This window comes from Hymenobacter sp. YIM 151500-1 (assembly GCF_025979885.1).
Classification (GTDB): Bacteria; Bacteroidota; Bacteroidia; order Cytophagales; family Hymenobacteraceae; genus Hymenobacter.
Window position 1 is genome coordinate 2601312 of the sequence record NZ_CP110139.1, and the last position, 17214, is coordinate 2618525.

Here is a 17214-nt window from a genome sequence, read left to right on the forward strand (position 1 = left end):
CAGCCGTTTGCTCTCCGAAAACCCAGGCCCCGCGGGCTTGGGTTTTCTGGTTCTCTCCTCTTTCCTGTTTTCACTACACAACCTGTTTTATGATACGAGCTTCTGTGTTTGCCATGCTCGGAGTGGCTTTTTTCAGCTCCTGCACGCCGTCTGCCAAGAAAGACGAAGCGGCCGTGAACGTACACGCCCTAAACCAGCAGTTTATCACGGCCTGGAACAGCCGCAACACAACTCAGATTGACACCCTGCTGGCCGACGACGTGCAGTACGCGCAGGGCGAAGCGCACTACAGCGGCAAGCCGGAGGTGGCGGCTAAGTGGGTGCGCGAAACGGTAGGCACCATCCGCGACCTGCGCCTCACCCCTTCCAGCTTTGGCGCCGATAATAGCCTGGCCTATGAGGCCGGTACCTACGAGGTGGAGGTGCTGCCCGAGCAAGCCAATCAGCCCCGCGGGGAAGGTGAGGGCAATTTTATCCTGCTCTGGAAGAAAGACGCGAAAAACGCCTGGAAGCTCAGCTACGTTCAGCTGGAAGGCCTGCCGGTGCGCGTTAAGTAAGCTCTTCACCAGCGTCCGGGGGGAGGCAATACAGCAGCGTGCCTGCCGGTAACGGCCCGGCGCCTTCGTGCGTGAGCAGCAAGGCGCGGCCGGTACTGGCAGGTGCCCCGGCCGCGCCCGGCCGCGTTACCTCCTCCACACTGCCCAGGCCTGTTGCCTCCTCGCCGGAAGGCAGCACAAGCCGCACCGGTAGTGTGGTGTGCAGGCCGTACGCAGCCAAGGCGGGAGCGGGCGGCACCGGCAGCACCAGCACCCCCAGGCCCGTGAGCGGAAAGCTGGTTTCGACCTGCATCAGCAACTGATTCTGCATGGCAGGTAGTACGACAAAACGCCCTGCCAGGGCGTTTTTAGGGTTCAAGCTCCTCTCACCACCTGCTGCAACTGCCCGATGCGTACAGATTTGCGGACCCGCTTACTTCTGGCTTCCGCGCAAAAGCCACGTAGCAGCTCTGCAAGGTTGCTCAGGAAAGCCGGGCGGGCGGGAACTCACTGCCTGGCCAGCACCTCACTGCGAAACTCACACGTCTACCGGCGCCTGGGCCGGGTACGCTTCGCCATCGTACACCGGCGCTAAGTCCGTGGCCTCTTCCTCGGTGAACAGGCGGGAGCGAATCAGAAACCGTACGCCCAGCGGAATTTCGAGCGAGAAGCTGGCCCCGCGGCCCTTCGTAACATCTACCGTAAGCTGCGTGTGCTGCCAGTACTCAAACTGACTGGCACTCATGAAAAAGTCGCAGCCGTGAATGCAGCCCAGCCACACGTCGTTGCTGCCCACCCGAAACTCGCCGGCCGGAAAGCACATCGGCGACGACCCGTCGCAGCAGCCGCCACTCTGATGAAACATCAGCGGCCCGTGCTCCTGACGCAACACATCAATGGTGGCCTCGGCGGCAGCGGTAACCAGAACGCGGGGAGTGGGCATGGAGGAATGAGTGACTGAGCAAATGAGTGAATGAATGAAGGTAAAAGCCTGTCCTGCTCTATCTGGCGTCCGCTTGCCTGCGGCGACCTTGGGTTCGGCTGTGCGGACGCCAGATAGAGCAGGACGGGCTGGTGGCTTTCTGTTAGGGGCTTAGAAGAAGCCTAGCTTTTGCTGGCTGTAGCTGATGAGCATGTTTTTGTTCTGGCGGTAGTGGTTGAGCATCATCTTGTGATTCTCGCGCCCGAAGCCCGACTTGTGGTAGCCGCCGAAGGGAGCGTGGGCCGGGTAGTGGTGGTAGCAGTTCACCCACACGCGGCCGGCCTCGATGGCGCGGGGCACCTGGTACAGCTCGTGGGCGTCGCGGGTCCAGACGCCGGCACCCAGGCCGTAGAGCGTGTCGTTGGCAATGGCAATGGCCTCCTCGGTGGTGCGGAAGGTAGTCACGGACACCACCGGCCCGAAGATTTCCTCCTGGAAGATGCGCATCTTGTTGTGGCCGCGGAAAATGGTGGGCTGGATGTAGTAGCCCTCGGCCAGGGCCCCGTCTTCCTGCGAATACGCGTCGCCGCCGGTCAGCACCTCGGCACCCTCGGCTTTCCCGATTTCCAGGTAGCTCAGGATTTTCTCGAACTGGTCGTTGCTGGCCTGGGCGCCCATCATGGTTTCCATGTCGAGCGGATTGCCGAGCCTAATAGCCTTGGTGCGCTGGATGACGCGCTCCATGAACTCGTCGTAGATGTCTTCGTGCACCAGCATGCGCGAGGGGCAGGTGCACACCTCGCCTTGGTTTAGCGCAAACATGACGGCGCCCTCCACGGCCTTGTCGAGGAAATCGTCGTCGGCATCCAGCACGCTCTTAAAGAAGATGTTCGGCGACTTGCCGCCCAACTCCATCGTGACGGGGATGATGTTTTCGGAGGCGTACTGCATGATGAGGCGGCCGGTGGTGGTTTCGCCCGTGAAGGCCACCTTGTTCACGCGCGGCGACGAGGCCAGGGGCTTGCCGGCTTCCAGCCCAAAGCCGTTCACCACGTTCAGCACCCCGGCCGGCACTACATCCTGAATCAGCTCCATGAGCACCATAATGGAGGCCGGCGTCTGCTCGGCGGGCTTTACCACCACGCAGCATCCTGCCGCCAGGGCCGGGGCTATTTTCCAGGTGGCCATCAGCAGCGGAAAGTTCCAGGGGATAATCTGCCCCACTACCCCGATGGGCTCGTGCACGTTCATGCTCACGGTGGTTTCGTCCAGCTCCGAAACGGAGCCTTCTTCGGCCCGGATGGCGCCGGCAAAGTAGCGGAAGTGGTCCACGGCCAGGGGCAGGTCGGCGGCCAGGCACTCCCGGATGGCTTTGCCGTTTTCCACGCACTCCACGGCGGCCAGGTGCTCCAGGTTCCGCTCCATGATGTCGGCAATCTTGAGCAGGATGTTGCTGCGCGTAGTGGCCGAGGCGTGCTTCCAGGTTTTGAAGGCTTCGTGGGCGGCGTCCAGGGCCAGCTCAATGTCTTCCTTGGTGCTGCGGGCCACCTTGCAGAAGGCTTGCCCGTCGATGGGTGAAGGATTGTCGAAGTACTGCCCCTTCACCGGCGCGACCCACTTGCCGCCGATAAAGTTGTCGTAGTGGGACTTGAACTGGGGCCGGGCAACGAGGGTGGTAGGTTTTTCTAACGTTTCCATGCTGTGGGAGTTATGGAGTTGAACACTCTCACCAAGCTAGCTGGATAAACTCCGGAAATAGCTGTATTATTCTCTCAGAAATGCTGCCTATTGTCGCAGATTTTCTTTAGCTGCAAGCCGTACGCTTCGAGCTACAGGCTGCGAGCTTGCTCCACCATTGCTTGTAGCTTGAAGCGTACGGCTTGCAGCTTAACCACCGCCGCCATGCCTCACCTGCCCGCTCCGCTTGCCCTGCACCAGCCCGACCAGCTCACCACGCTGGTTGAGAACCGCACCGTGTACACGCTGGAGGCTTTTGAGCTGAACGTGTTTGAGACGCACCGCGCCGCCCACCGCGTGCCCCTGAGCCTGGGCCACGTGGTGCTGACTACCATGCTGCGGGGCAAGAAGGTAATGCACCTGCCCGGCCGCCCGGCCTTCGACTACTTGCCGGGCGAGTCGGTGGTGGTGGGCCAGGAAGAAACGATGGTTATTGACTTTCCGGAGGCCACCGAAGCCGCACCCACGCAGTGCCTGGCCGTGGCCATTCCGCAGGAAACCATCCGCCAGACCGTGGACTTGCTCAATGAGCACCACCCCCGCGCCGAGGAGCACCTGCCCTGGCACCTCGACACCGATAACTACGCTCACTTCCAGAACACGCCCGAGCTGACCGGCACCCTGGAGCGCCTCGTGCAACTCTCGGCCCGCGACACCGGCCGCGTAAAAGATGTGCTGGCCGGCTTCACCATCCAGGAAATGCTGGTGCGCCTGATGCAGACCCAGGCCCGGCAGCTGCTCTTCCACAACTACCAGCAGCACACCACGTCCCACCGCTTTGCGGCCGTGGTGCAGTACATCAAGCAGCACCTCACCGAGCAGCTCACCGTGGACAAGCTCAGCGCCCTGGCCTGCATGAGCAAAGCCACGTTCTTCCGGGTGTTCAAGCGGGAGCTGGGCCTTACGCCGGTTGAGTACATCATCCAGGAACGCCTCACCGAAGCCAAGCGCCTGCTGCGCAACCCCCTGGTTTCGGTAGCCGACGTCTGTTTCCGGTCCGGCTTCAACAACACGGCCTACTTCCAGAAGCTGTTCAAGCAGTACGAAGGCGTGACGCCGGGCTTGTACAAGAAGCAGTGTGTGGCAGCGGGGTAGTATGTATTTTTGATTGCATGTCTACTCTGATTTCAGCTCTTCCTTTTCAGCATCAGGTTCTATTAGCCGCGCTGACTTGTGAGAAAATACTGCCTTTATATGCAGCTTTTACGGAAGCTGAATCGTGGGGTAGTTTCGGCGTACTTCAGCAAGCTACTTCTGCCTTATTTGATTTCGCTATCAATGATACACTTATTGATACCGATGCTATCCAGGGAAAACTAGCAGCAGTAGTACCTGATTTGGATGAGTGCTCCTCTGAATTGGCCTCCTACGCTCTTGACGCCTGCACAGCACTCAGCGAGGCTCTACTTTTCATAGAAACACGCAGCTATACATACTTACAGCAGCATCTCACAGCTGTTACAGACTGCATCGATATGTTTGTGCAGATGCACCGCGACCTAGATCCAAACCAACCAGATTTAGATGTTATTATTACCGCTGACCCGTACATGCAGCAGGAGTTGACTAGGCGCGAAACTTTAGTTGTAGCACTGCATCAAGTACCAACTCTGACGTCTGAGTTGCTGGAGCATCTCAGGCAACTAAACGGTACCGAGCCCCTCGTGCGACTTGAGATGTTACCGTTGAGTTGACACCCAATCCACTCGGTAGTTTGGACTACAACCTCTTTGCAGAGGCTAGTTTTTGAACCTAATCCTTTTCGCCGTGCTTTGTACGGCGTTTTTTATGCAAAAATCAGTTGTTGGAAGAGGTACAGTAGTAACCTCAGATGCAGCACGCCTCTCCCCTACCCTGGTGTGGCTTATGGCCATCAGCTGCGGGCTGGTGGTGGCCAATATCTACTACAACCAGCCCCTGCTCACCGAAATCGGTCGCACCTACGGGCAGCCTGATAAGCAGGTGAGCCTGGTGGCAACGATAACGCAGGTAGGCTACACGCTGGGCCTGCTGCTGCTAGTGCCGCTCGGCGACCAGCGGGAACGGAAAAGCCTGATTATTTCCCTGATTCTGTGCGCGGCCGCGTGCATGGTGGGCGCGGCTCTGGCGCCCACGTTTGGGGTGCTGGTGGCGGCTAGCCTGCTGCTGGGGCTGTTTTCGGCGGTGCCGCAGCTGCTGGTGCCGCTGGCTGCGTCGTTGGCGTCGGATGAGGAGCGGGGCCGGGTGGTGGGCAAGGTGATGAGCGGGCTGCTGATTGGGATTCTGCTTTCGCGCACCATCAGCGGCTACGTGGGGGCGCACTTTGGCTGGCGCACTATCTTCTGGGCTGGGGCTGGGGTGATGGTGGGGCTAGCGGCCGTGCTGGCCCGCATGCTGCCGCGTAACCAGCCGTCGTTTGCGGGTTCTTACGCCAGTCTGCTTCGCTCCCTGGGCACGCTCACGCGGGAGTTGCCGGTGCTGCGCCGCTCGGCTCTGGTGGGGGCCTGCATGTTCGGGGCCTTCAGCGCGTTCTGGACCACGCTGGTCTTCTTCCTCGACCAAGCCTACGGCTACCACAGCGACGTAGCCGGTCTGTTCGGCGTCATCGGAGCCAGTGGGGCCCTGGCTTCGCCCCTGGCCGGCCGCTCCGCCGACCGCCAAGGCGCCGACTACGCTCTTACCATCGGCATTCTGATATTTCTGGCTGGCTACGTATTGCTGCTGCTCGGGGGCACCCACCTGGCCCTGCTGGTGCTGGGCGTCATCATCCTCGACGTGGGCCAGCAGATGACCCACATTTCCAACCAGTCCCGCGTCTTCTCCCTGCGCCCCGAAGCCCGCAGCCGCCTCAACACCGTGTACATGACGTCCGCGTTTCTGGGCGCCGCCCTCGGCTCCCTGCTCGGCGCCCAGGCCTGGGCGCATTTCCAGTGGCCCGGCGTGTGTGGTGTAGGGCTAGTGTTTGCTGGCGCGGCGTATGGGGTGAATCGGTGGTACGGGCGGGGTGAGGTTGGTACAACTTAAACCAGTTGGTATTACTGCCATGAGGCGTGACAGCAGGTAAGCAATGTGCACTGCAAGCGCAATAGCCTACTGTGCCCATTGCTAGGCACTAGAAGAGATGTTACGCAGATTCGCAGGCTCTACGACCTAAGCGCCTCGGATAAGATACACCTGGCGGCAACCTATACCACCGGCGACCTACCCCTGCGCATCGTCTTAACTTAGTGATGCTAAATCTAAATATTACATAGGCCTCTTCTGTTTGTATTTCCCTTTACACTGAGCAAGAGTTTAGTTGGTTTGGCCCACCTGATTTATTCGAAAGAGATGGATAAGAACTGTTGTATGTGCTGTAAGACCATATCGCCCTCTTCTTCCTGCGGGACATGGCCGCACGTGGGTAGCTCCACTATAGTCGGCTGGCGGAAAGCAGTGGCAAACCGCCGCAAATAAGCAGGGCCAAAAAACTTGTCTTGCATGCCCCAGAGTAGCAGCACTGGATGGTCACGCAGTTGAGGCAGTTGCTGCCAGAGCATGCCGAACCATGATTGCTCGTGGAGCAGCGCCTGCGCAAAGCCTACTGTCCCATTGCGCTCCTTGGCCTGGCTGAATGGCGCGGTGTAGTGTCGCCGTAACGCCGGCGTGAGACGCCGTGCTCCAAAGGAACTAGGCAACAAAAAAAGTGGGGAGAAATTAAACCACCGATACAGCCACGGTAAGAGTGGACTGGCCAGTACCGGACGCATCTTTACGAACTCTGGTGCTTCCGAAGCATCCCACAACCAAGAGTTGAGTATAACCAAACGGCGCACGTTGCGAGCTTGCTGCACCGCGTAAGCCAGCCCAATGGGCCCACCGAAATCATGGACGATAAGCGTGATGGCGCGCAAGCCCAGGTGCTCAATCAGGTGTTCCAGGTTGTGGGCGTGCTGTTGGGGCCGGTAGTCGTAGTGTTCGGGCTTGTCGGAGAGGCCAAAACCAATGTGGTCCAGGGCTACGCAGCGGTAAGAGCTTGCCAGCCCCTTGATTTGCTGCCGAAACTCGAAGGACCATGATGGGGTACCGTGCACAAACAGGAGCACTGGACCTTGGCCTTCGTCCACGTAGTGCAGGCGCTGCCCATCAGGCAAGGACAGGTAATGCGGGGCGAAGGGATACTCTTGCGTGTTAAGCCAGGGAAATAATGTAGCAGGCATGGGGCAGCGGAGTTAGAGAATGCTGCCGTAAAAGTGGTCCGGTATTGTTAGTCTAAAGTTGGTATAGACCAACATTCACAAGACCACGGAATTGTAGAGCTTACTGAAGTTGGTAGGGTTGATGTGTAGGTAACTTGCCAAGTATTTATGCGGCACGAGTTGAAATAAATGCGGGCTGCGGTGATAGAAGGCTCGCAACCGTTCGGCAATGGGCAAGGTGCGCAGCTCCAAATGGCGGTTGATGATACCAGCCAGTAGGTGTTCGGTCAACTTGCGAAAGATCCGCTCCAGGGCGTGGCTTTCGTCCAGCTGTTCCAACACATCGGCATAGGGAATGGCAAGAAACCGACTATCGGTGAGCGCCTGTAAGTGGTAGCGGGAGGGCTCCTGCAAGCAGAAGGACTCAGGAATGCCACTCAAAGACGGGGGATAGGTGAAGGCGATAACGTGCGGAGTGCCCTCATGATCCAGATACGACATCTGGACTCCCGCCTCGACAAGCAATAAATCGCGCTGCACCTGACCTTGCCTGGTAATCAACTCACCGCGGGCAACTACTTTCTCGCGCCCGGCACTAAGTAGCCGCTCGACTACCCTACGGTCAACGGGACTTACGGCGTTAAAGAAATCGAAGTATTCAACACATTCCATGTTACGCTTGAACCAAACCTGTAACCAAGGCCATTGTTCGACCCTACGCTTCCATCCGCTCCATGCACTGCTTCAGACTCTCCCGCCAGTGCGGAATGGCTATGCCTAGCTGGGTTTTGGCCTTGGTCTTATCCATCACTGAATAGGCCGGGCGGGTGGCTTTGGTAGGATACTCGGCGGTACGAATGGGCACAGTGCGAGTAGAAAGGCCGCCCAACTCAAAGATGGCCACCGCAAAGTCGTACCAAGAAGTAACGCCTTCGTTGCTATAGTGGTAGATGCCGTACTGCTGGTTTTGCGTCTCGATGATGTGCAGCAGGCAGGCGGCCAGGTCGATGGCGTAGGTGGGCGTGCCTACTTGGTCCCAGATAACGCGCAACTCGCCCCGCTCCCGGCCCAGCTTGAGCATGGTTTTCACGAAGTTGTTGGCGTACTCCGAGTACAGCCAGCTGGTACGCAGGATGAAATACCGCTCGGTGTGCACGGGAATTACCTGCTCACCTTCCAGCTTCGTGAGGCCGTACACGCTGATGGGCGCGGCTTCGTCGGTTTCGGTGAGGGGCTGGTTGCCGGTGCCGGCAAACACGAAATCGGTGGAAATATGCAGGAGCGTGGTGCCGTGCTGGGCGCACAGCCGAGCCAGGTTTTCCACTCCGTCCCGGTTCACGCGGCGGGCCGTTTCTACCTCATCTTCGGCCTTGTCCACGGCGGTGTAGGCGGCGCAGTTGATGACGTAGGCGGGCTGGTACTGGACAAACACGGCCTGCAAGCCTGCCACATTCAGGATGTTGGCTTCCTCTTCGGCCAGAAACTCCAGGTCGGTCATGCCCTTTGCCTGTGCCACGCGCTGCAAGCATTGCCCGAGTTGGCCGGCGCCGCCGAAAACCAGTGTTTTACCCATAAGTAGAGGTGAGAGGTAAGAAGTGAAAGCTTAGACTGCGCGCTGCCTGGCGAGAATCGGGCATCCAATATAACTTCTTGGTCCTCGGCTCTCGGCGCCAGCGGAGGCAGCTTCGCGCCGCAAACTTAGCTTTTTCCGCTCACGGGCCGCTTGTTTTTGATAGGCTCGAAACGCTGCTCTCGCGGTTGCTTCTCGCTCAGGTAGCGCCAGTAGCGCAGCGGAATGTGCCGCCGGTGCAGCTTCAGGTTTTTGCGCTCCGGGATGTTCACGTGGTCGAAGTACGACTGCCAGAGCACCTTGTACAGCGGCTCCCGCTCGTCGAGCACCGTAGCCGACACGCCGGCGCGGCGCGGCTGGGGCGTCTCCGTATCGAACTGCACTACGTCGGTGCGGTGCAGGTCGTAGTAGAGGCCGTAGCGGCGGCGCCGGTCAAAGATAAGCCAGCGCTGGTCGGCGTAGCGCTTGGTAAAGTGCGGCGCAATCAGCGGCAACACGTCAAAATCGGGGTCGATGGTGGCGTGGTAGAGTCCGTCGGTGGTTTTCTCAAACCGCACAAAAGCTTCCATGCGGTGCTTTTCGCGGTACATCTGCTGAGCCAGGTGCGCTATGCGGCGCACGGTGTCGTCGGCGTAGTTGTCGGAGATGTCGCGGCCGGCGCGCATGGCCTGGTCGGCGTAGCGAAACACGAGTAGCTCCCGGTCGGGGGCTTCACTCAGGAACGTGTGAAACAGCCGGGTGCGGGCCTCCGGGTCCATGTAGCGCAGCAGTCCCTCCCACACCCGCGCCGCGGTGGCCTCGTCGGTGTCAATCTGCACGGGCTGGGCAAACAGCCCGGCCTGCACCGCCCCCAGGGGCTGAATGCTATTGGGCGCGGCCTTCCGGTCGTACACGGCAAACAGCACCGACAGCAAGCCCTCAAACGAGCCGTCGTAGGCATAGTCTAGGGGTGGGTTGGTGAGCTGCGGAGCCTGGGAGCGGGCCACCGGGGCCGCCGGCCGAACTGCGGCCGCCGCGCGCTGGCGGCCAATGGGAGTAAGGGAACGACGCATAGGCAGATAACAAAAGCCAGGAAGCAGGAGTGCACCTGAGCAGGTAAAAATGCAAAAAAGCGCGGCCAAGGTGGCCGCGCTTTTGCGAGTACTGGCGGGTAGCCAGGTTCAGAGGATCAGGCCTACTGCAGCACCAGACGCTGGGTGCTGATCTGGCCTTCTACTTCTACTTTGGCCAGGTAGATGCCTTTGGGCAGCTTGCTAAAGTCCTGAGTCAGCTCCAGGCGACCAGTGGCCGTGGTCCGGAACACCTCCACGCCCATGCGGTCCAGCAGCACTAGGCTAATCTGGTCGTTCTTCTTAGCAGCATCCAGCACGAAGGTTACTGCCGAAGCCGAGGGGTTGGGGTACAGTTGCAGGTTCAGAACATTTTCCAGGTCGTTCAGCACCTGCGGATGCACCTTGGTATTCTCGATTATGCGGGCCAGCACGGCATCAGCCTGCACGAAGCCGTAACCGGTCTTGAAGTCGAAGCCTTGGTCGAACTCCGGCGTGAGCGGGCTGTTCATGTCCAGGGCCGTGCTCTGCAGATAGTCACGAATTTCGGCCGGCGTGATGTCGCCGTAGTTTTTCTTGTCGTGCTTGTCTTTCTTGTCCGAGTGCTTGTGGTACACGCTGGCCGTTTCTACCATCAGCGCGGCCACGGCGGCTACGTGCGGCGACGAAGCCGAGGTACCGAAGAAGTTCGGGAAACCGTCACGGTCGGCGTCGGCGTTGGGGCGAGCCGGGAAGAAGGTGTTGTTGGCGCCGTCGGGGCCGGTGATTTCCGGCTTGTTGAACACGCGCGGGCCAGCCAGCCGCTCACCCAGGTCGTTGAACAGGATGGGCGTACCACCCAGGGCCGAGAAGCCTTCCACGTCGAAGCGCGTGGCGCTGTAAGCGGGCGTAAAGGCGTAGGCGGCGGCACCTACGGCAATGGCGTTTTCGGCGTTGGCGTGGCCCACCAGCGTGGAGCTCTTGGTGTCGTACTGCACGGCCACCGGCGCGCTGCCGAAGTTCAGGTACTTGATAACGCTCGGGTCCGGACCAGCCGCTTTTACAATCAGCAGGCTCACGGTCAGCGGCACGTTGGAGTTGCTGACAATGTTCACAAACTCGAACGGGTCGCCGCCGATGTTGGCATTGCGCGAGAAGAAGGGCAGCAGACGGCCGTTGAACACGAGGTACATGTCCAGGTCGGTCTGGGCGCCGTTGACGCCGCTAGCCGAGAAGAACGGGTCATCCCACTGCAGGGCCAGGCGCAGGGTGCCGCGGGCCGGGATGGTGATTTCCTGCAGAATGTCGCCGCCGCCGAAATCGTGGGCTACGCCGGCCACGCCGGGGAAGCGCAGGCCCGAGTTCTTGAAGCCGGCCTGGTACGACTGCTGGGCGAAGTTGCCAGCCGCCGAGAAGTAGGTCGAGCCGTTTTTCACTACTTTTTCTGCGGCCTGGGCCACTACGCCGTTCTGGAAGAAGGGCTCGGCGAAGTAGAACACGTCGTCGACGATAACCTGGCAGCCGGCGGCTTGCAGAGCTTCGATGCCCTGGGCAAAAGCGGGCTGGCCCAGGAAGGCCGTGTAGAAGGCAATTTTAGAGCCGGGAGCCACGTCGTGCACGATTTCAGCCATGGCGCGGCCTTCGTCAGAGCCGCCGCTGGGCATGTCGGACAGCACTTCAACACCGGCGGGCAGGTCGCCGCTGGTTACGCCGGCAGCGGCGCCTTTCAGGTTGTCGTAGCTGTCAGACAGCACGCCTACTTTCACCCCGGCCCCGGTTACGCCGTACTTGCGGCGGGCAAAGCCGGCCCGCAAAGACGAGTCGCCCTGGCTGGTAACGCGGCCCACGTTGGTGATGGGCGCGTAAGCCGGCCGTACGTGTTGCAAAGAAGCTACGCCTTCCAGGGCAGGCACCGTTTCCAGCGGCAGCAAGCCCGACACCAGAGCGCCGTAGGCAGCACCGTTTCTCAAGCCCTTGGCTTGCAGGTCGGCCAGCAGCTCGGCGGCGTTGCCGGTGCGGGCAACGGCCTCGATAACCACGTAGCCATTGTAAATCTGGATGTCGGACCCAGCCGAGAAGCTGCTGTCTTCGTCCTCGCCGGTGGTTGTCGCGCTGCGCAGGTTGGCGCTGGTGGCAGCCACGCGCAGCAGGTCAGCCGAAATCTTGGACTTGGCGGCCTGCTCCGTGGTGGGCTGGCTTACCTGAGCGGCAACCGGAGCGGCGGTGGCCAGCAACAGGCCCAAAGCGGCCAGAGCCGCTTTCTTCGGATAGTTGTTTGTCATGAAGTTGACGTTGGGGGTGGTGGGTAAAAAAGGATACGCTGAAAAGCCTGATAGAAACGCTTAACGCAGCCAACCCCGCTAACTCAACTATAGAACGTGAAGCAGCACAAACATAGCATCAAAATTATATCGTCCGTCTAAATATTATATTTTTTTAAAACTTTTTTAGTACCGCTTCCGGCACTCGCCTAAAAGACAACTGCTTATGCCAGCCACCCGCCCCTACTGACCGGCTTAGTCGGCAGGTGCGGGTGGCTGGTGTAAGCAATTTACCGTACAGACCCGGCGTCAGTTGCGGCAGCTTACAGGAGTCTACTCCGCCATTAGCCTGGCCTGGGCTTATCGTAAAAAGTCAATCAGCAGCTGGTTAACCTTTTCGGCTTCCTCGTGCTGCACCCAGTGCGTGGCCGGCAGATAGGTTAGCTGGCCTTGCTCGCACCACGTGAGGCTTTGCTGAGCCAGCTCGGCGTTGAGGAAAGCGTCCTTCACTCCCCAGATAATGTGCACCGGAACCGTCACCTGCCTGGTCTGGCTGAGTTGCCGGGGCCGGCGCAGGGCGGCGCGGTACCAGTTAATCATGCTGGGCATGGCGCCGGGCCGCGCCCAGGCCGCGGCGTAGCGGTTCAGGTCGGCCTCCGAGAACGTGCCGCGCCGGCTGGTGCGGCGCAGGGTTTGGCGGCCGGCCCACCAGCCACGCAAGCTCACCAGCTGCTCGGGCAGCCAGGGCAGCTGAAAGAAAAACACGTACCAGCTTTTGCCGCGCTGCGAGGCGCTGCGGCGCAGCGCCTCCCCGAAAACGCGCGGGTGTGGTACGTTGAGAATGGCCGCGCGGCGTACCCGTTGCGGATGATGAGCGGCCAAATGCCAGGCCACGGCAGCTCCCCAGTCGTGGCCCACTACGGTTGCCGTTTCGGCGCCAGCGGCATCGAGCAAGCCGAGCACGTCGGCGGCCAGCTCATCGAGGCGGTAGTCGTCTGCGCGAGGTGGCTTGTCGCTGAGGTTGTAGCCGCGCTGGTCGGGGGCCCACACGCGGAAGCCGGCGGCAGCCAGGGCCGGAATCTGGTAGCGCCACGCATACCAGAACTCCGGAAAACCGTGCAGCAATACTACCAAAGGCCCATCCAGGGGGCCACACTGCACCACATGCAGGCGGATGCCATTGGTGGGCACATCGTGATGTTCTAGCTCATACGTCATACCCACGCTTACCACAACCCCGCCCGCAAAGTTATAGACGAGTAGCAGCAGTCAGTACCGCAAATCAATGGAAGGCGCAGCCAGGCCCGGCTGCGGGGAACGTGCACGTTACGCGGCTTTCGACTCCGGCTGCTGAGCAGCGGCGCGGGCGGCGTCGCGGTGCATCTGCTGCACCAGTGGAAGCAGGTCGGCGAGCTTGCAGCAGCAGGCCATGCGCGCCACTTTCACGGGTTGGGAAGCTTCGATCAGCGTAGCCGACACATCGGCGGAGGCGCGGTGAGAGACGGTCATGGATTGGAGCTTGGTTTTTGGTTGGTGGTGTTTGGCTGCTGGTGAAAGATGATTTCTGACGCCCGGCCAAAAACCACCAACCAAAAACCAGATTAGGAGGCTTGGGCGAATAGATCGAGTTGTTGGGTAACGAGGGCTGAGCGCACCGACCCAGCCCCGAACAGAATCTGGCGACGGATGGTCTGCTCGTCGTAGTCACGCTTCTCCAGAGCTTGGCCGCGGCAGGTCAGGAAGAACTTGGCCCGCTTCAGCACCACCCCAAATTTGTGCAGGTGGTCGAGGGTGAGGGGCGCGAAACGACGGGCGGCCACAATGCGCTTGGCCGAGCGTGCCCCCACGCCGGGAATACGCAAAATCATTTCGTAGTCGGCCGTATTCACGTCGACCGGGAACACGTGGCGGTTGCGCAGGGCCCAGGCCAGCTTGGGGTCAATTTCGAGGTCGAGGAAGGGGTGCGCAGGGTCCAGGATTTCGTCGGCCTGGAAGCCGTAGAAGCGCATCAGCCAGTCGGTCTGGTAGAGGCGGTGCTCCCGGATCAGGGGCGGCTGCGTGACCTGGGGCAGGCGGGCATCGTCGGTGACGGGCACGTAGCCAGAGTAGTACACACGCTTCAGCCCGTAGCCTTTGTAAAGCGAGTCCGAGAGGTTGATGATTTGCAGGTCGTTTTCCTGCGAAGCGCCCACGATGAGCTGAGTGCTCTGGCCGGCCGTGGCAAACTGCGGCACCTTTTTGAACAGGGCCTTTTCCTCCTTGTTCTGGGTAATGCCGTCCCGAATCTGGGCCATGGGCGTCAGAATCTCCTCGTAGTTTTTCTCCGGCGCCAGGGTTTGCAGGCTCATTTCGGAGGGCAGCTCGATGTTCACGCTCAGGCGGTCGGCGTACAGGCCAGCCTCCTGAATCAGCTCCTCCGAAGCGCCCGGAATGGCCTTCACGTGGATGTAGCCGTTGAACTTGTGCTCGGTGCGCAGCTTCTTGATGATGCGCACCAACCGCTCCATGGTGTAGTCGGGCGAGGAAAAAATGCCGCTGCTCAGAAACAGCCCCTCGATGTAATTGCGGCGGTAGAAGTTCATGGTCAGGTCCACGACTTCCTCCACCGTAAAGGCAGCCCGCTTCACGTCGTTGGAGCGGCGCGACACGCAGTAGGCGCAGTCGAAGATGCAGTGGTTGGTGAGCAGAATCTTCAGCAGGCTCACGCAGCGGCCGTCTTCGGTGTAGGAATGGCAGATGCCCATGCCCTCGGCGTTGCCCAGGCCTTTGTTCTCGTTTTTGCGCTTACCTCCGCTGCTGGAGCACGATACGTCGTACTTCGCGGCGTCTGCCAAAATGCTTAGCTTTTCCTGGATGCGCTGGTCGTTCATCGGGGCGTTTTGTCGGCTTAAAAATAGAAGCTTGCGCGTGAATACGCAACATCTTACAAGGCTAATTTCATTGGAAATGTTCCGGGAATCTGGAGTATTTACTGAGGAGTAGAAGCTGTAGCGCGGAGCTGTCATTCTTCGCTCTTCGCAAACTCTGTTTCGGCCCGTACCTTGCAGGGCCGAATGAATCGACATGAAGAAGAGGGTGTGTTTGGTGGCGCTGCTGTGGCTGGGGGCTCTGCCCGCGCTGGCCCAGATTCCCGCGTCCGCGCCCGACTCGGCCCGCCCCGCCCCTCCCCGCCCCGACTCCCTGCGCCGCCGCTTCGACCAGGAGCGCCTGCTCAACGGGCTCAAAGCCTACACCAAGCGCAAAACCATTGCCGGCAAGGCCGCCGCGGCCCTGTTCAACTTCACCGAGCGGCGCGAAGACCGGGCCGGCCTCGATGCCGTGCTGCTCGATAGGCAGTTTGACCAGCACAACTACAAGGTGGTGCGCCGCATCGACATCCGCACCCTCGACGCCTTCGGGTTTAGCATTTCGGACTCGACGCGGGTGCCGCGCAACATTCTGGAGAAAACCGGCAACACCCTGCACATCAAAACCAGCCGGGCGCGGGTGCGGCAGCTGCTGCTGTTTCGGGTGGGCCAGGAGCTGGAGCCCCAGGACCTGGCCGAGTCGGAGCGCCTGTTGCGCCAGACGCCCGAGCTGCTCGACGCCCGCGTGTTCGTGAATGAGCGCACCTCCACGGCCGACAGCGTGGACGTGCAGGTGATTACCAAGGACGTGTTCAGCATCAGCGGCTCGTTTCAGCTGCGCGACGTGGGCGCGGGCATCGTCGGGCTGCGCGACGTCAACTTCCTGGGCCTGGGCCACCAGCTGCGCAACCGCCTTGAGTACGGCCGCGGCCTGCCCCAGACCTGGCGCTACGAGGGCAGCTACGTGGTACCTTTCCGCAACTTCGTGTACGGGCAGGCCCGCTACCTCAACGAGTACCTGAACCGCGAAATGGGCCTGCGCTTCTCGCGCGACTTTGCCTCGGTAAACACCCGCTACGCCGGGGCCCTGAGCTACGATTTCGTGGACCGGCAGGTGGCCGTGAGCGGCATCGGCACCCTGGAGGACCCGTACGTGTTTCGGGCGCTGCGCTACAACGTGCAGGATGCCTGGCTGGGCCGGGCCCTGCGCCTGCGCAGCTACGATTTAGGGTTTGAAAACCCCGGCCGCATCATCGTGTCGGGCCGGATGATTCGCACCAGCTTCGCCCGCAAGCCCACCGAAGACTACCTCAACGCCAACTTGCTGCTGGGCACGGTGGGCTACAGCGTGCGGCGCTACTACAAAGACAAGTACCTGTTTGGCTTCGGGCGCACCGAGGACGTACCCACGGGCACGCTGGTGAGCCTGACCAGCGGCTACGAGCTGAACGAGCAAGCCGACCGCCACTACTACGGCCTGCGCCTGAGCTACGCCGGCTACCACCCGCGCCGGGGCTACCTCTACCTTAACGGCGAGTACGGCAGCTACCTGCGCCGCCGCGGCAACGACTGGCAGCAGGGCTTGCTTAGCGGCGAGGCCTTGTACTTCACCCGCCTCTACCACACCGGCAACTTGCAATGGCGCCATTTCTTGTGGCACCGGGGCAGCCTGGGCCTCAACCGCCGCCCCGGCGAGCAGCTTCTCAGCATCGAGGGCGACCGGGGTTTGCGCGGGTTCCGGCCCGAAGGCCAGCTGCGCGGCACCAGCCGGTTTGTGGTCAATTACGAGGCCACCATGTTCACGCCCCTGTCGTTTCTGGGCTTTCGGATGGCGGCCATTGCCTTTGCCGATGTGGCCTGGCTGAACGCCCGCTCCCCCAGCCGCGTGCTGCCCTTCTACGAAACGCCCTACACGGGCTTTGGGGTGGGCCTGCGCTTCCGCAACGAGTACGCCGCCCTGCGCACTTTCCAACTCACGTTTGGCTACTACCCCCGCGGCCTGGGCTCGGCAGGCGGCTTCCGCATCTTCGAAAACTCCCGCCCCTACTACGACTTCAGCGACTTCAGCTTCGGCCAGCCCGGCGTGGTGCGGTATGAGTGAGAGGAGCCTGAACTGATGGCGTAATGAAAGGCGTGCTGCCAGCAGCTTGGCCGGTG

Annotated in this window: 16 protein-coding genes; 5 read left to right on the forward strand and 11 right to left on the reverse strand. The window is 60.8% G+C overall.

Annotated elements, in window-relative coordinates; all coding sequences use genetic code 11:
- Positions 1–89 precede the first annotated feature (89 nt).
- On the forward strand, positions 90–557 hold the full coding sequence (locus tag OIS53_RS10820) for a YybH family protein (RefSeq protein WP_264678587.1): 468 nt from the start codon (positions 90–92) through the stop codon (positions 555–557).
- On the opposite strand, the gene OIS53_RS10825 is transcribed toward OIS53_RS10820, so the two are convergent.
- From OIS53_RS10825 to OIS53_RS10835, 3 genes are all read right to left on the reverse strand, one after another.
- Complete coding sequence (locus tag OIS53_RS10825) at positions 550–867, reverse strand: hypothetical protein (protein ID WP_264678588.1); 318 nt, start codon at positions 865–867, stop codon at positions 550–552. The genes OIS53_RS10820 and OIS53_RS10825 overlap by 8 nt on opposite strands.
- A gap of 207 nt (positions 868–1074) precedes the next feature.
- On the reverse strand, positions 1075–1479 hold the full coding sequence (locus tag OIS53_RS10830) for a DUF779 domain-containing protein (protein ID WP_264678589.1): 405 nt from the start codon (positions 1477–1479) through the stop codon (positions 1075–1077).
- 150 nt (positions 1480–1629) lie between these two features.
- Positions 1630–3156: an aldehyde dehydrogenase family protein gene (locus OIS53_RS10835; RefSeq protein ID WP_264678590.1), complete on the reverse strand. Its 1527-nt coding sequence runs from the start codon at positions 3154–3156 to the stop codon at positions 1630–1632.
- A 204-nt stretch (positions 3157–3360) separates the two neighbouring features.
- On the opposite strand from OIS53_RS10835, the gene OIS53_RS10840 reads away from it, so the two are divergent.
- The 3 genes from OIS53_RS10840 to OIS53_RS10850 all read left to right on the forward strand — a co-directional run bounded on the left by OIS53_RS10840 (position 3361) and on the right by OIS53_RS10850 (position 6198).
- Positions 3361–4290, forward strand: a complete 930-nt coding sequence (locus OIS53_RS10840) for an AraC family transcriptional regulator (RefSeq protein ID WP_264678591.1) — start codon at positions 3361–3363, stop codon at positions 4288–4290.
- A gap of 17 nt (positions 4291–4307) precedes the next feature.
- Positions 4308–4889, forward strand: coding sequence for a YjaG family protein (locus OIS53_RS10845; RefSeq protein ID WP_264678592.1), 582 nt, complete (start codon positions 4308–4310; stop codon positions 4887–4889).
- Positions 4890–5061: 172 nt separating this feature from the next.
- Positions 5062–6198 (forward strand): MFS transporter, encoded by a 1137-nt coding sequence (locus OIS53_RS10850; protein WP_264678593.1) that lies wholly within the window; start codon positions 5062–5064, stop codon positions 6196–6198.
- Between the two features lie 293 nt (positions 6199–6491).
- Here the strand turns inward: OIS53_RS10850 and OIS53_RS10855 are convergent, their stop codons facing one another.
- The 8 genes from OIS53_RS10855 to OIS53_RS10890 form a co-directional block, all read right to left on the reverse strand.
- Positions 6492–7373: an alpha/beta fold hydrolase gene (locus tag OIS53_RS10855; protein WP_264678594.1), complete on the reverse strand. Its 882-nt coding sequence runs from the start codon at positions 7371–7373 to the stop codon at positions 6492–6494.
- 75 nt (positions 7374–7448) lie between these two features.
- Positions 7449–8024, reverse strand: coding sequence for a Crp/Fnr family transcriptional regulator (locus OIS53_RS10860; RefSeq protein ID WP_264678595.1), 576 nt, complete (start codon positions 8022–8024; stop codon positions 7449–7451).
- A gap of 43 nt (positions 8025–8067) precedes the next feature.
- Complete coding sequence (gene rfbD / locus OIS53_RS10865; RefSeq protein WP_264678596.1) at positions 8068–8925, reverse strand: dTDP-4-dehydrorhamnose reductase; 858 nt, start codon at positions 8923–8925, stop codon at positions 8068–8070.
- Positions 8926–9050: 125 nt separating this feature from the next.
- The gene (locus tag OIS53_RS10870; protein ID WP_264678597.1) at positions 9051–9974 is read right to left on the reverse strand and encodes a TIGR03915 family putative DNA repair protein; all 924 of its coding nucleotides are present in this window, start codon (positions 9972–9974) and stop codon (positions 9051–9053) included.
- 122 nt (positions 9975–10096) lie between these two features.
- Complete coding sequence (locus OIS53_RS10875) at positions 10097–12232, reverse strand: S8 family serine peptidase (protein ID WP_264678598.1); 2136 nt, start codon at positions 12230–12232, stop codon at positions 10097–10099.
- A gap of 339 nt (positions 12233–12571) precedes the next feature.
- Positions 12572–13429, reverse strand: a complete 858-nt coding sequence (locus tag OIS53_RS10880; RefSeq protein WP_264678599.1) for an alpha/beta fold hydrolase — start codon at positions 13427–13429, stop codon at positions 12572–12574.
- Positions 13430–13537: 108 nt separating this feature from the next.
- The gene (locus OIS53_RS10885) at positions 13538–13720 is read right to left on the reverse strand and encodes a hypothetical protein (RefSeq protein WP_264678600.1); all 183 of its coding nucleotides are present in this window, start codon (positions 13718–13720) and stop codon (positions 13538–13540) included.
- Between the two features lie 92 nt (positions 13721–13812).
- Positions 13813–15081 carry a putative DNA modification/repair radical SAM protein gene (locus tag OIS53_RS10890; protein WP_264678601.1) on the reverse strand — a complete coding sequence of 423 codons (1269 nt, stop codon included), beginning with the start codon at positions 15079–15081 and terminating at the stop codon, positions 13813–13815.
- Between the two features lie 193 nt (positions 15082–15274).
- Here OIS53_RS10890 and OIS53_RS10895 point away from each other — a divergent pair, with 193 nt between their 5' ends.
- Positions 15275–17158 (forward strand): BamA/TamA family outer membrane protein, encoded by a 1884-nt coding sequence (locus OIS53_RS10895; protein ID WP_264678602.1) that lies wholly within the window; start codon positions 15275–15277, stop codon positions 17156–17158.
- Positions 17159–17214 lie beyond the last annotated feature (56 nt).